This is a genomic window from Diaphorobacter caeni (assembly GCF_015354245.1).
Taxonomy (GTDB): domain Bacteria; phylum Pseudomonadota; class Gammaproteobacteria; order Burkholderiales; family Burkholderiaceae_C; genus Diaphorobacter_A; species Diaphorobacter_A caeni.
The window spans coordinates 668,307-682,042 of the sequence record NZ_JADKYZ010000003.1; the positions used below are offsets into that span (position 1 = coordinate 668,307).

Annotated in this window: 13 protein-coding genes, 3 tRNA genes and 3 pseudogenes; 7 read left to right on the forward strand and 12 right to left on the reverse strand. The window is 60.3% G+C overall.

Translation table 11 applies throughout. The features are described 5' to 3' along the window. Positions 1-28 precede the first annotated feature (28 nt). A complete protein-coding gene (locus ISG32_RS10760) occupies positions 29-247 on the forward strand; it encodes a hypothetical protein (protein ID WP_194770981.1) in 219 nt (72 codons plus the stop codon). Between the two features lie 515 nt (positions 248-762). Further along, entirely contained in the window at positions 763-2,466 is a 1,704-nt protein-coding gene (locus ISG32_RS10765; RefSeq protein ID WP_194770982.1) for an amidohydrolase, read from the forward strand. Positions 2,467-2,525: 59 nt separating this feature from the next. Here the strand turns inward: ISG32_RS10765 and ISG32_RS10770 are convergent. The 5 genes from ISG32_RS10770 to ISG32_RS10790 form a co-directional block, all read right to left on the reverse strand. Continuing rightward, positions 2,526-2,602, reverse strand: a tRNA-Pro gene (locus ISG32_RS10770). Positions 2,603-2,762: 160 nt separating this feature from the next. Beyond that, positions 2,763-2,839: transfer RNA gene (locus ISG32_RS10775), tRNA-Met, on the reverse strand. Between the two features lie 87 nt (positions 2,840-2,926). Continuing rightward, positions 2,927-3,003, reverse strand: a tRNA-Pro gene (locus ISG32_RS10780). Positions 3,004-3,145: 142 nt separating this feature from the next. Next, positions 3,146-3,409, reverse strand: a complete 264-nt coding sequence (gene infA / locus ISG32_RS10785) for a translation initiation factor IF-1 (RefSeq protein ID WP_194770983.1) — start codon at positions 3,407-3,409, stop codon at positions 3,146-3,148. A gap of 300 nt (positions 3,410-3,709) precedes the next feature. Beyond that, positions 3,710-4,918 (reverse strand): HPP family protein, encoded by a 1,209-nt coding sequence (locus ISG32_RS10790; RefSeq protein ID WP_194770984.1) that lies wholly within the window; start codon positions 4,916-4,918, stop codon positions 3,710-3,712. 224 nt (positions 4,919-5,142) lie between these two features. Here ISG32_RS10790 and asd point away from each other — a divergent pair, with 224 nt between their 5' ends. The 4 genes from asd (at position 5,143) to ISG32_RS10810 (ending at position 7,932) form a co-directional block, all read left to right on the forward strand. Next, entirely contained in the window at positions 5,143-5,982 is an 840-nt protein-coding gene (gene asd / locus ISG32_RS10795) for an archaetidylserine decarboxylase (protein ID WP_194770985.1), read from the forward strand. 202 nt (positions 5,983-6,184) lie between these two features. Next, positions 6,185-6,580, forward strand: a complete 396-nt coding sequence (locus tag ISG32_RS10800; protein ID WP_194770986.1) for a hypothetical protein — start codon at positions 6,185-6,187, stop codon at positions 6,578-6,580. Between the two features lie 310 nt (positions 6,581-6,890). Then, positions 6,891-7,451 carry an Rrf2 family transcriptional regulator gene (locus tag ISG32_RS10805; protein WP_194770987.1) on the forward strand — a complete coding sequence of 187 codons (561 nt, stop codon included), beginning with the start codon at positions 6,891-6,893 and terminating at the stop codon, positions 7,449-7,451. Positions 7,452-7,638: 187 nt separating this feature from the next. Further along, positions 7,639-7,932: a hypothetical protein gene (locus tag ISG32_RS10810; protein ID WP_194770988.1), complete on the forward strand. Its 294-nt coding sequence runs from the start codon at positions 7,639-7,641 to the stop codon at positions 7,930-7,932. A gap of 48 nt (positions 7,933-7,980) precedes the next feature. On the opposite strand, the gene ISG32_RS10815 is transcribed toward ISG32_RS10810, so the two are convergent. Together ISG32_RS10815 and ISG32_RS10820 are read right to left on the reverse strand one after the other, a co-directional pair. Then, on the reverse strand, positions 7,981-9,243 hold the full coding sequence (locus ISG32_RS10815; protein ID WP_194770989.1) for an Ig-like domain-containing protein: 1,263 nt from the start codon (positions 9,241-9,243) through the stop codon (positions 7,981-7,983). Between the two features lie 195 nt (positions 9,244-9,438). Continuing rightward, a pseudogene (locus ISG32_RS10820) lies at positions 9,439-9,574 on the reverse strand (IS5/IS1182 family transposase); the annotation flags it as partial. A 150-nt stretch (positions 9,575-9,724) separates the two neighbouring features. Here ISG32_RS10820 and ISG32_RS10825 point away from each other — a divergent pair. After that, positions 9,725-9,979: pseudogene (locus ISG32_RS10825) on the forward strand (IS481 family transposase); the annotation flags it as partial. A 16-nt stretch (positions 9,980-9,995) separates the two neighbouring features. Here the strand turns inward: ISG32_RS10825 and ISG32_RS10830 are convergent. The 5 genes and pseudogenes from ISG32_RS10830 to ISG32_RS10850 form a co-directional block, all read right to left on the reverse strand. Then, complete coding sequence (locus ISG32_RS10830; protein WP_194770990.1) at positions 9,996-11,213, reverse strand: pyridoxal phosphate-dependent aminotransferase; 1,218 nt, start codon at positions 11,211-11,213, stop codon at positions 9,996-9,998. Continuing rightward, positions 11,213-11,842: an RraA family protein gene (locus ISG32_RS10835; RefSeq protein WP_194770991.1), complete on the reverse strand. Its 630-nt coding sequence runs from the start codon at positions 11,840-11,842 to the stop codon at positions 11,213-11,215. The genes ISG32_RS10830 and ISG32_RS10835 overlap by 1 nt, the downstream gene beginning before the upstream one ends. A 17-nt stretch (positions 11,843-11,859) precedes the next feature. Beyond that, complete coding sequence (locus tag ISG32_RS10840; RefSeq protein ID WP_194770992.1) at positions 11,860-12,522, reverse strand: RraA family protein; 663 nt, start codon at positions 12,520-12,522, stop codon at positions 11,860-11,862. 48 nt (positions 12,523-12,570) lie between these two features. Further along, positions 12,571-13,545, reverse strand: coding sequence for a Bug family tripartite tricarboxylate transporter substrate binding protein (locus tag ISG32_RS10845; protein ID WP_194770993.1), 975 nt, complete (start codon positions 13,543-13,545; stop codon positions 12,571-12,573). A 73-nt stretch (positions 13,546-13,618) separates the two neighbouring features. Further along, positions 13,619-13,736 (reverse strand): annotated as a pseudogene (locus ISG32_RS10850) (IS5/IS1182 family transposase); the annotation flags it as partial.

Sequence of the window (13,736 nt, forward strand, 5' to 3'; positions counted from 1 at the left end):
TGATCAACTCACTACATCCAAGCTCGCCATGCCGGTCGAACTATTGGTCGACATCGTCAAACAGGGATTTCCAGCCACGATCTCGGATCCGATGTCCATCGACAAGCTGCGCGTACTGCGCGCGGCGCGGCTCATCGAAGCCGAAATTCCCTCTCCCGGCATCGAAGGCACAGCCACCGTTCACAGCCTCACCTACGAAGGCCGCTCGTTTCTCGAACGAATGCGGTCCGAGCGGAATATCGCCTGATGTTTTCCCCAGCCTTCGGCATTTTCAACCCGCATTTCCCGCTGTGAATTCCTGCGTGATGTGAAATTGTTTCCGCACCAAAACAGGGGGAATCATTCCATCGGATGAAATACCGAACTGTACACAACATTTTGGTGCAATACCCGTGCACCATATACCGACACATGCACCATTCGATACACCCTGCACAATAAATCCGCACCAGCAAAGTGAAAATGCACATGAGAAATTCCGCAATGCAGAGAAAATCATCTGCACTTGCACCAATATGGAATCATCATTCCAAAGATAATGGATGTTTACCCGAATACCCATGATTCATGCGGCCTGCAGGCCGATTGATCGATCTGGATTCATCGAATCCATGCAACTGGCTCCATTGGAATGAATAAGGCAATGTTAATTTCCAATCGTCATGAATTTCATGACACCCGAGAAAACAATCAAGCCTCAATGGAGTGAATGGAATGATTTTTCAAAAGCATTCAAATGCCGCACAACACAGGACACGGCATTTGCGTCTTTCCGTATGCATGCTGGCTGCAAGCGCATTTCTGGCGGCATGCGGTGGTGACGGCCACAGCGTTTCGTCGAAGGACGCCGCTGAAATCGTATACAAGAATGGCGATATTCTCACGCTCAATACAGAAAATGCCGTAGTGCAGGCTGTGGGCGTGCGCGGCGGGAAAATCATTGCCGCCGGAACCTCGGCCGACCTGAACGCTTTCGTCGGCTCGGACACCAAGGTCGTCGATCTGCAGGGCAAGACCATGGCGCCGGGTTTCTACGACGCGCACAGCCATTTTGTCTATACCGGCACCAACGCCAAATATGAGGTCGACCTGAACAGCCCACCGATTGGCAGCGTCAAGACCATGGACGACATGGTGCAGCTGCTCAAGCAGAAGCAGGCGGAGCTCGGCGCAGACGCCTGGATCACCGGTTTCGGCTATGACGACACCCTGCTCGCCGAGCTGCGCCATCCCACGCGCGAGGATCTGGACAAGGTGTCCACCACACAGCCCGTGTACGTCACGCACATCTCTGGCCACATGGCGGTGGCGAACAGCGTGGCATTGAAACTCGGGGGTATCACTGCGGCCTCCGTCGATCCCGAGGGCGGCATGATCGGGCGCGACAAGAACGGCGAACCGGACGGCTTTCTCGCCGAAACCGCACAAAGCCTTGTCAGCGGCAAAAAGCCCGCGCTGACCGCCGCCCAAGTACAGGAAGGCATCAAGGCCGCGGCCGGAATCTACACCGCCAAGGGCGTGACCACGGCCAACGATGGCGCATCGTCCGCCGGCGGCATCGCGTCGATGGAGGTCGCCGCGCAAGGCGGCCTGCTGCCGCTGCGCGTGGTGGCCTGGCCGACGGGACTGCAAAGTCTCGAGGCCGCTGAAAAGCTGGAGCTCAAGAGCGGCAAGGTCAAGGTCGGCGGCATCAAGGACTTCTACGACGGCTCGATCCAGGGCTTCACCGGCTACCTCACCGAGCCCTATCACACGCCACATGACGGCGACTCGCACTACCGGGGCTATCCGCGCTCCAGCAAGGAAACGCTCATCACCAACGTCGCGGCGGCGCACAAGGCGGGACGCCAGCTGTTCATCCACACCAATGGCGATCAGGCCATCAGCGACGTGCTGGACGCCTACCGCAAGGCACAGGAAAGCTTCCCGCGCAAGGACGCCCGTCATGTGCTGATCCACGCGCAGATGGCGCGCGAGGACCAGCTTGACCAGATGAAGGAACTCGGCGTGATTCCGTCCTTCTTCGAGCTGCACACCTACTACTGGGGCGACCGCCACCGCGACATCTTCCTCGGCCCGGATCGCGCGATGCGCATCAGCCCGGCGCAGTCGGCCAAGGCGCGCGGCCTGCCGTTCACGCTGCACGCGGACACGCCCGTCGTGCCGATGGATCCGATGCTGATGGTGTGGGCTGCGGTCAACCGCATCTCCACGAGCGGCTCGGTGATCGGCGCGGAGCAGCGGATTGAGCCGATGGACGCGATGCGCGCGCTGACCATCAACGCCGCGCATCAGAACTTCGAGGAAAAGGAGCGCGGCTCGATCGAGGTGGGCAAGTATGCGGACCTCGTGGTGCTCTCGGAGAATCCAGCCAAGATCGATCCGATGAAGATCCGCGATATCCAGGTGCTGGAGACCATCGTCGAAGGCAAGCAGGTCTTCAAGAACACAGCCGCGACGAACTGACGCGCGCCTGAAAGACAAAAAGCCCGCAGGAAATTCTTCCTGCGGGCTTTTGCTATCAATGGTCGGAGCGGCGGGATTCGAACTCGCGACCCTCTGCTCCCAAAGCAGATGCGCTACCAGGCTGCGCTACGCTCCGACTAAGCTCGTATTGTAACTGCCATTTCAGTCACTTTTGGGAGATTTCCAAGTTTTTCGCAGGTCGTCGCGATTTCAATTCGACGATCCGACGATTCGAACCATCATCGATACCCGCAAAGTGAAAAGCCCTGACTGCATCAGCAATCAGGGCTTCAACTTGGTTGCGCGAGAAGGATTTGAACCTCCGACCTTTGGGTTATGAGCCCAACGAGCTACCAGACTGCTCCATCGCGCGGTAATTTCTTGATATCTGTCCTGCATGGCAGGAAAACATCTTTGAGACAAAAGCCCTTGAATCTTGCGACTCAAGGGCTTGAATCAATGGTCGGAGCGGCGGGATTCGAACTCGCGACCCTCTGCTCCCAAAGCAGATGCGCTACCAGGCTGCGCTACGCTCCGACAAGACTGCTATTCTAACCACCAAATTGAATGCTTTTTGGTAAATCAGAAAATTTTTTACCTTGCGCTGTATTCCAGTCCTCAGAAACAGCCTTGGTTGCATCAGCCCACTCACCAGCGGGCCAATGAGAATCAAGCCGTCTCAGCGATTGCCGCCGGACGATTGACCAGGGCCCGGGCCGCGGCCAGCCAGATGACGGAAGGTGATGCGACCCTTGGTCAGGTCATAGGGGGACATCTCGAGCGACACCTTGTCACCCGCCAGAATGCGGATGTGGTGCTTGCGCATTTTGCCGCCGGTGTAGGCGATCAGTTGGTGTCCGTTTTCCAGGGTGACGCGGAAGCGGGAGTCGGGCAGGACTTCCGTGACGCTTCCCTGCATCTCAATGAGTTCTTCTTTGGCCATGTTCGATCTCAAAAATTCAGAATATGTGGCAATCGCCCACATTTCGGCAGCTACCGGATTTCGCCGCCGCTTTGGCTTGCCGGAAGTCTGAGGCGCGGTAACGTGGGCTGAAAAATCACCGCTTGGCGCAGCCAGTTCGATCCATCAGGATGAAATCCGCCGCCTCGACAGACTGCAAGCGAAATGACTTGTCGTTAAGGGTTAGCCCGCTATTCTAACTCGACCCGAGTTCCTGCGTCATCCGTCGCGATGCTTGAATTCAATCAACATGATGCCGCCACGCAACTCTCAAACACGCGCTCATGTCGCGAGCGTGCCAGCCAGCGTCTTGATCACATCGGTTTGGCTGATGATCCCGACCAGGCGGTTTTCATCATTCACGATGGGCACATGCCGCCTCCCCTTGGCGGAAAACATCGGAACCAGATCCATCACGTGCTGTTCCATGCGCGCCACCTGTACCGGCGCGGACATCACCGAGCCGATGGTCTGCGCCTGTTTCGCGCCACGCCATGGGATCAGCGCACGCAGCTTCTTACCCAGGCCCTCGCCCTGCTCCTGCGCGAACTGCTGATGCAGCAGGTCGGTCGTGGTGACGATGCCGATGACGGATTGGCTGTCGTCGATCACCGGCAGGGCTTTGACGGCATGCTGCTGCATCCGAGCCCAACCCTCGGCCAGTGAAGCGCTCTCATTGATGGCGTGAACCGGAGACGACATGATCGCGTCGCAGCGCAGATCTCCCATCGTGCGCTGAAAAGCGGCCTTGGCCGCATGCTGAAGCAGCCTCTCCAGATCGGAGCGACTGATGTCGATCACGCCGTTGTAGCTCTTGAGCGCTGCATCGAGATCCGCCTCGGTGAAGGGACTCGGCTTGCCGTGCGAGGCCGCCTTGGAGGCGGTTTCCGCGAGCTTGGCGGGCGGATAGGCGCGGCCCGTCAAACGGTTGTACAGAATGCCGACGATCAGCAGCACCACCACGTCAAACAGTACAAAGCCCAGATAACGGCCCGTATGCGTTGCGGGCTCGAGCACGGCCAGCAGGGCAAGCGACGCCCCTGGCGGATGCAGGCAGCGCAGCAGCAGCATCACCAGCACGGCCACGCCCACCGCCACAACCGCCCCCACCACCAACTGAGGCACCAGTTGCGCGACCAGCACACCGATGGTGGCCGACAGCACGCTGCCTCCAAACACCGACCAAGGCTGCGCGAGTGGACTGGAAGGCAGCCCGATCACCAGAACGGAGCTCGCGGCGAGCGACGCGACCATCCATATTCCCGGTGGATGCAGCAGCCCCCACAGGTGCGCCATGGCGGCGGTCATGCCCACGCACAGCACAATGCCGCCGAGCATGCGCACACGCTCCTTGCGGTCGATGGACAGGGGTGATGGCCAGAACCGGCGCAGCCAGTCGGCCACGGAGAGGCGGCTGCTCACACTGGCCTGCGCCACTTCCGAAGCGGGCGCTGCAGCCGCTGAAGGTTGGGATGGGGGAACGCTCGTCATGAATGAATGGAAGACTTTGCGCACTGGCCATGCAATCGGATCGGAGCATTGAGCATCCTCGGAACCAGCGCCTGTCTCAGAATTATCTTGCCTGAGATCAACACGTCGCTGCAAGTCAACCATTGGCAACTCCCATGATGCCGCTCACCCGTCGGGTGGCATATTGGGAGACACGGCCACTCACCCCAGTAGAATGGCTTGCTACAAAAAAGGATGCAACCCACGTGTCAGATCGACTTGCCGTACTCGCCCAATACCTGCTGCCCAAGCAGGCACTGACGACTTTGATGGGGCGACTCGCCTCCAGGCGCGCCGGAGGACTGACCACTTCGGTCATCCGCTGGTTCGTGCAGCGCTACAAGGTCAACATGAGCGAAGCGGCCAATCAGGACATCGCGAGCTACGCCACCTTCAACGATTTCTTCACGCGTGAGTTGCGCGCAGGCAGCCGCCCGCTGGCGGACGCCAAAGCCATTTCCCCGGTGGACGGCGCCATCAGCCAACTCGGCCCCATCGCCGCCGACCAGATATTTCAGGCCAAGGGCCACACATACTCGACCACCGCACTGCTGGGCGGTGACGCGGCGCTGGCCCAGCCCTTCACCAATGGCAGCTTCGCCACCATCTATCTGAGCCCACGGGACTACCACCGCATCCACATGCCCTGCGATGGTCGGCTGGCCCGCATGATCCATGTTCCGGGGGATCTCTTTTCCGTCAATCCAGCCACTGCACGCGGCGTGCCCGGCCTGTTCGCCCGCAACGAACGCGTGGTCTGCATGTTCGACACGCCACTGGGCCAAATGGCGCTGGTGCTGGTGGGCGCAACCATCGTCGGGAGCATGGCGACCGTCTGGCATGGGCTGGTGAACCCGCCCCGTCCGGGCACGGTGCGCCAATGGGACTACACGGACAAGCCGGTTGATCTGCGCAAAGGCGACGAAATGGGCCGCTTTCTGCTGGGATCGACCGTCGTGCTGCTGTTCGAGCCGGGAGCCATCCAGTTTCAGCAAGACTGGGTCGCGGCACGCCCTGTTCGCCTTGGCGAGGCGATGGCTAACTGAAAACCCAAGCCATCACAGGCCACGCTTGCCAGCTCTCCACGCTCTGGATCCGTGTTCTCTTTTTTCCGACTAAATCGTTCTCGATGCTCTCATAAAGATAGCAACAAATTGAATGCAGTCGATGATTTGCAACGCCACACACATCACAGCGTCGATGGCCTGAACGGCAGCGCCGCTCGCATCTGCGTATAATTCCCCTACTATGCTACGGTGGGTTATCGCGCTGCTCAGCGCCTACTTTATTCTTGCCTTTGGAGCGTCTGCACATTGCACGGCGTCTTATGGCACGTCTCAAAGTTCCACCGCCCAAACCGTTGCCACCGGGAAAACCGTGGCGCACGTGCACGAGTTGCGCGAAGCCAAGGACAACACAAGCAGTACCCCCCGCACGGAAAAACCCGTCGCAGGCACCGACTTGCTGCTGCAGGCTCTCGACGATCTGGCGGTGGATCTGCCGGATCTTCTCAACCCTCCCGACGCCTTGCACACGGAAACCGCATTGCGCGTGCGCATCCTTGATGTGCGGCTGATTCCGCCGCACTCACCGTCTCTCAAGCGCAGGCCCAAACCTCCCCGAGTGTTCCACGCACTGGCCTGACGTCTTCGGCCGGAGCACTCTCGCGCCCGTGCGACCCGACAAGGGTCGGCATCAAACGCAAGATGTCCTTTTGACGGCTCCACCGACCGGCTCCCAAGCGCCCCACGCCGCCTGACGCGCCTCAGTCCAACGCCATTGCGGATTGGACTCCGAGCATCAAGCGGCCCCGCACAGGCCAGCCCCAACCGAACTCCACTCGATGCGACCTTCCGCGCCACGTCATTGACGCCTTCCGCGCGACACCGTTGCATTTGAAATCCAGAATTTCGGCCCGACATCACAAGCGTCGGACCATCCCAAGGAGCCCACCATGCGCCTCACCACTCGCGGAAAAATGGCCGTCACCGCCATCACCGATCTTGCCTCTCGCTCTCACGGACACCCGGTGGCCCTTCCCAGCATCAGCGCACGCCAAGGCATTTCGCTGTCGTATCTTGAAGACATCTTCAGCGCGCTGCGTCGCGCCGGCCTCGTGCGCAGCATTCGCGGCCCAGGCGGCGGCTACACGCTGGCCCGCCCGGCAGAAGAAGTCTCCGTGGCCGACATCGTCAAGGCGTCCGATCGCGCGATGAACGAAGAAACCAACGACGCAGGCGCCAACCTGCGCGAAGACTCGCCATCCGGCAAGATGACGGCGGAGCTCTGGACCAGCTTTCACTCCCGAGTGCTGGACTATCTGCAATCCGTCACCGTGGCCGACCTGGTCGCCCAACAAGGCCAACAGTCCGCCGACATGGCACGCAACTCATCGACCCGCCTGAGCTCCGCCGTGAAGCGGCTCAAGGGCCGCTCCGTCGCCAAGACACAGTTCCCGGCACAGAATGTGCCCAATTCCGTTTTCGCGCTCGCGGCAGCTGGACTTCGCTCCTGATCGAGTGACGTCCCGGCTCGGAGCCGGCATCAGGACCATGATGACGTCGCCGTCCTATGGTCCTGATGCGCAACTCGCGGTACGGTCTATCCCTCGCCCTTTCATCGGGTTGCCACACCTCGATCCAGGCCTACAGGCTCCGGAACCTCTCCACCTTCATTGAGTCCGCGGCGACTACACTTCAGATATGTCAGATATCTACATGAATGTCGTCCATGCCCTGCGCGCTCACTGGCAGGCTCACGGCGACGCCTATCCGCAAAAGATCGTGTTGACACCCGCGCAAGCGGATCGCCTCCTCGAATTGCAGAAAGTCGGGATGGTTCCCTTCCCCGACGCACGCCAAACCCCGAGTCGCGATCGCTTCATGGGTGCAACCATCGAGGTCGATGCAACCACGACCGGCGTGCTGATTGCCATTGATGGCACGCAAACGCCCATCGAGCCACCAGCCGACGCACCCTCCACCGAGACGAGCTGACCAACGGGCGCCATCACGTCGAGTGTTTCGATGTCACTTCGCCCCCATCTACAGACCCAAGAAATTGCCCGATGGGAACATTCCGCCGGCGTTTCCTGAACGACCTTCGGTCGAGTCTTCACTGCGGGTGTGCAACGGCTCTCTGCTGGTGTCGACCATCAACCTAAGACCATCGCTTGGAGCGCTGACGTTGCCCGCCCTGTCCCTCAGCGTGACCGTGATTTCGTGCGCGCCCTGATTCAAGCCCTTCGCTGGAACAAAGCTCCAACCACCGTCCGAGCCTACCGTGGCAGTGCCGATCAGCACACCCTTATCACGGATCGACACCTTCTCGCCGAACTCGCCCACTCCTGACAAAACAGGATGACCCGTCGTCAGCGTCACATCTTCGACACCCGGACCTGCAACGACCTTGCCATCGTCATATGCGCTGGGCATGTCGGGCGTGGCGGGTGGCGTCGTATCGACAAGAACAAGGTATTCATCCGTAGGCGGACTCACCTGCCCGGCACCGTCGGTGGCCGTCGCCGCAAGCCTGTGCTCGCCGTCACCCAAAGCTTTCGTGACGATGACCCAATCGCCGCTCACGTCGACCTCCGCGCTGCCGACCAGAACATCGCCGTCCCACACCTGGACGAGAGTTCCGGGCCCAGCTGTGCCTTCCAATGTCGGTTTGGTATCGTCCGTCGGGTAGCCCTTCTGGATGTTTCCAGTGATCGTCCCGGCGTCGTCATAAACGCCGGTGATGACGGGAACCGCAGGAGCCGGACCATCAAGGTCGAACGACAGTGCATCGGTCTGTTCGCCCACATGGCCTGTCGCGTCGATGGGTTCCGCCTGAAACCTGTGGGGACCCGAAGCCAGCGGCAGCCTGGGCTCGAAGCTCCATGTTCCATCCGCGTGAACCACCGCATTGCCGATGACCTTGCCGTAGTCGTAAATTTGAACCAGCAGTGCGTTGCTCGGATCAGCCTTGCCGCTGAAGATCGGCTTGCCATCAGCGCTCCAACCGCCCGGCCTGACATTGAGCTGCACAACGGACACATCCCCCAGGCTCACATTGGTGCCGATTCCATACTTGGCGACGGCGGATTGTTTGCCAACAACAGAAACATCCCCCTTTTGCACTGATCCTGTCATTTTTTCTCCCGTCATATCCAGATATCTCTCTCGCTTGATCGCCAAGTTATTTCCATTGGGACCATCGCAACAAGTCAAATCCGAAAACCAATTTCCGCCCCTCAAGCCAACCGCATTTGAAATCAAATACCCCTCAACCGGCTCGCCTCCAAAAAAATCAATGCGGTTCATTTGACAAAAATAAAAATACATCGAAACAACGCGTAAAACACAACGTGAAATTATTCTTCAAATGTCAAAAAATCATTCACGACAAACACGTGCAATACATTAATAATTCGATTATTCAGAGATTCAAAAAATCAAAGCAGCCTCAAACTTGAAGCACGACACCTAGTCTCAAGCGTTTAATCAGACTAGAGCGTGTTATGAACTCACATTCGTCCCGAGCCAAGGCAGAGCGTTGGCCAACATAAGCAGAACAAAAAACCAGAAAGTGCAAAACAGCGAGCACTTGCGGCGGCCGTTCATAATCCCGACTCAAGCGTTGAAAGCGAGCCAGCTGATCTTGCACCCGTAGTCCCGAGCACAGCGTAGCCGCTACGTGTCGCATCCCGAATGATTGCATAGATAAAAATCGCTATCCTCTGTTCATTGCTCGAGAGGTACTGCGCGAGCTTGTACAGTCACTGTGGTCAACCGGGAGCCCGTGATGCAAATGGCGCTACACAAGAACGCAAGTACCACGTCAGCGGTACGCGCGCAGATCGCCGCCAGCAATGAATCAGCTCGCATACTGGCAGCCCGTCATGGCATCACCGAGCAGACCGTCTACTAGTGGAAGAAGCGCGAGACCGTGCAAGACCGCTCCCACACGGTGCATCGCCTGCAAACGCAACTCACCTCTGCCCAGAAAGTCGTGGGGGTACACATTCGCCGGGCTCTGCTGTTGCCCTCAGACGACTTGCCACGAAGCAATGGTTTCAATCAGCCAGTGTTTGACTGAACCGCTGAATGGCTTCGCACGCTTGCCGCAGTGATGCATCGTCGAGCGCGTAGGCGATGCGGATGTACTGTCCCAACCCAAAGGCGCTGCCATGCACCGTAGCCACGCCCGCCTCGTCAAGCAGCGCGTTCACCACGTCCTCGTCGCTGCTTAGCTTCGTGCCTGTTTGGGTGGTTTTGCCCAGCAGCGCTTTGCACGAGGCAAAGGCGTAGAACGCCCCTTGCGGCACTTCGCAGTGCAGACCTGGTGCTTGGTTCAGCAACTCGACCACCATGTCGCGCCGTTTCTGGAACACCGCACGCGAGCTGGCAATGAAGTCTTGCGGGCCGGTCAGCGCAGCCAATGCAGCGTGCTGCGAGATCGTGCAGGCGCCCGAGGTCTGCTGACCCTGCAGCTTCTCCATGGCCTCGATCAGCCAGCCTGGCCCAGTGCCGAAGCCGATGCGCCAGCCGGTCATGGCGTAGGCCTTGGAGACGCCGTTCATCGTCAACACGCGCTCACGCAGACGCGGCTCGACTTGGGCGATAGTGCAGAACGCGATGCCATCGAAGATCAGGTGCTCGTAGATGTCGTCGGACAGCACCAGCACCTGCGGGTGCGCCAGCAGCACCTGGGCCAGAGCCTGCAGTTCGGCACGGCTGTAGACCGCGCCGGTCGGGTTGGAGGGTGAATTCAGAATTAGCCAGCGCGTGCGTTCGGTGATCGCACCCTCCAGCGCCTGCGGCGTCAGCTTGAAGCCGCTCTCGGCACTGCAAGGCACGATGACGGATTGAGCTCCGCACAGCTGCGCAATCTCGGGGTAGCTCACCCAGTACGGCGCCGGTATGACCACCTCGTCGCCCTCGTTGAGCGTCGCGGCCAGCGCGTTGAAGATCACCTGCTTGCCGCCGCTGCACACCAAGGTGTCCTGCCAGAGCACGTCTAGACCGTTCTCGCGCTGGAACTTGGCAGCGATCGCTTCGCGCAGCGGGCGCAAGCCGGCGACCTGGGTGTAGCGGGTGTGGCCCGCGCGGATGGCGACGATGCCCGCCTCGCACACATGGGCGGGTGTGTCGAAGTCCGGTTCACCTGCGCTCAACGAGATCACCTTGGCGCCGGCCGCACGGCGAGCCGCCACGCGGTCCATCACTTTGTAAGTGGCCGAAGGCTTTGCCTCGGCGAGGAAGCGGTTCAAACCAAAGGCTGATGCGGTCATCAGGCTTGCCTCCAACTCGCGAGGTTCATCAGCTGCAGCGTGGACTTACCTTGCGTCAGCGCTTCCATCATCTTGGCTTCCTTGTCGGCGCGTATCTGGCCTTGGGCCAAAGTGTGCTCGACATGAGCCACAGGAATCACTAGTACGCCGTCGTCGTCGGCCACCACAAGGTCACCCATTGCCACTGGCGTGCCGGTGAAGCTGATGGGCTGCCCCACCGACGGCGCGCTGGCCTTGATCGTGCCGCGCATCGAGATGCCACGAGAGAACACCGCAAAGCGCCGCGCGGTCAGCGCAGCGATGTCGCGCACGCCGCCGTCAATGACGAGTCCCGCGATGCCCGCCGCCTCGGCCGCGACCGTGAGCACCTCGCCCCAGTAACCCGCGACGAAGCCGCCCGTGGAGATGATGAGGATGCTGCCCCGCGGCGCCTTTTCCATGGCGATGTGGATGGCCAGGTTGTCGCCCGGCGAGCATTCGAGCGGATAGGCGGGACCGGCCACAGAGGCACCAGCCCACACGGGGCGGATGGCGACGTCAGCGGCGCTGGTGGTCAAGCCGGAGGCCTCGAACAGGGTGGAGGTACCTAGCTTGCGGGCCTGGGCGAGTTGTTCTGTGCTGTAGGTCATGGTGTTCGCTCCCGGGGTCACTCTTTGCTCTGGAGCTTGTGGTAGCCCAGCGCGGTGCGCGCTTCGCCCAAGGTCTTGCCCTGGCTGATCTGCTCGCGGATGCGCGATTCGACTTCCTCGATCCTGCGGGCCTTCTCGGCCACCTCGCGGGCCCGGCCGCGCGGCACGATGACCACGCCGTTGGCGTCGGCCACCACGATGTCGCGGGAAGCCACGCGCACGGTGCCGATGGCGACAGTGGTGTTCACCGACTCAACCTGCACGCGGTCCTTGCCGGTGCGCATGAAGCGGCCGGCACTGAACATCGGGTAACCGTCCCCCAGCGCCTTGCCCACGTCGCGGCACACGCCGTCGATCACCGTGGCGGCGATGCCGCGCAGGCCGGCGTACTGGGTCATGATGTCGCCCCACACGGTGCAGTCGGTGCGGCCGTCGTTGTCGATCACCACCACGTCGCCGGGGGCCACGTCATCAATAAAGTCGCCCACCGTGCCGGGCGGGTTGCTGGCCGGCACGTACTTGACGGTGAAGGCCGGTCCGACCACGGCCTTGCTGTAGTCAGCCAGCGGCATGATGCCGAGCACCTGGCCGTGTAGGCCCAGCTTGTCCATCGCGTCGGATACGCCCGGCGTGTCAAGCCCTTCAAAAAGGGTGACCAGTTCCTTGTCTTCTGCACTCATGTGATAACTCCTGGATCAATGTATGGTTGGGTTCGGGGAACACTCGCGTCAGTCCACCTTGGCCCCCGTCTCTTTGACGAGCGATTCCCAAAGCGGGCCTTCCTTTTTCACGAATCGCTGGTACTGGGGTGCGTCATAGCCGACGTTTTGCGAGTCCAGCTTGGCCAGCGCTTCGGCCACGTCAGGCGTCTTGAGGGTTTCCCGGATGCTGACGTTGAGACGGTTCACCAGGTCGGCAGGCGTTCCCTTGGGCACGAACACGCCGTACCAGTTGGTCACCACGAAGTTGGAGTAACCCAGCTCTTTCATCGTGGGCACACCGGGCAGCGCGTTGGAACGCTTATCGCCCGTGGTGGTCAACGCGCGCACCTTGTCGCCCGCCAGGTGCGGGACGATGGAACTGGTGCTTTCAAAGGCAAAGGCCACGTGGCCCGCTAACACGTCTTGGATGGCTGGGCCCGAACCGCGATACGGTATGTGGGTGAGTTCCAGCTTGCTGTCCAGCTTCAGCTGCTCGCCTAGCAGGTGGTGCGGCGTGCCGCTGCCCGGAGATGCAAAGGACTTGCCAGGACTAGCGCGCAGGTAGTCGATGAACTGCTTTACGTCCTTGGCTGGAAGTTGCGCATTGACGTACAACACCATGGGTACGGTCGCTGCTTCGGCTACCGGCACCAGTGCTTCCATGGGATCGCGCTGCAACTTGTACAGATTGCGGCTGATGACCACGTTGGTGCTGTTGCCTAGTAGCCAGGTGCAACCGTCGCCGTTGGAAGTGGCGACCGCAGCGGTGCCGATATTGCCAGCGGCGCCGGACTTGTTCTCCACCACGATAGTGGTAGCAAGCCGCTGTGTCAGACCCGGAACCATCAACCGCGCCAGCATGTCGCTGGAGCCGCCAGGGGGATATGGCACGACGAACTTGACAACCTTGCAAGGGAAGGCGGGCGAGGCTTGTGCTAAAGCTGCGCCATTGGCGGCAATAGCCAGAAATGCGCAGCCAAGTAAGCGCTGTTTTAAGCTCATTCTTTATCTCCTGGAAATTGAATGGACCAACCTCGCACTACGAGTGAGGGAGGCCGCCTTGCACTTAGAGCGGCTAACACAACCGATCAACAAACCTCGCGCAGATAATCGCTGCAGCTAGTTTCAGTAGCGCTTCATGAGTCTGAAGGCGTCGCTCGAACCGGATGCGCAGCTTGCCAAAGCCTGCAAAC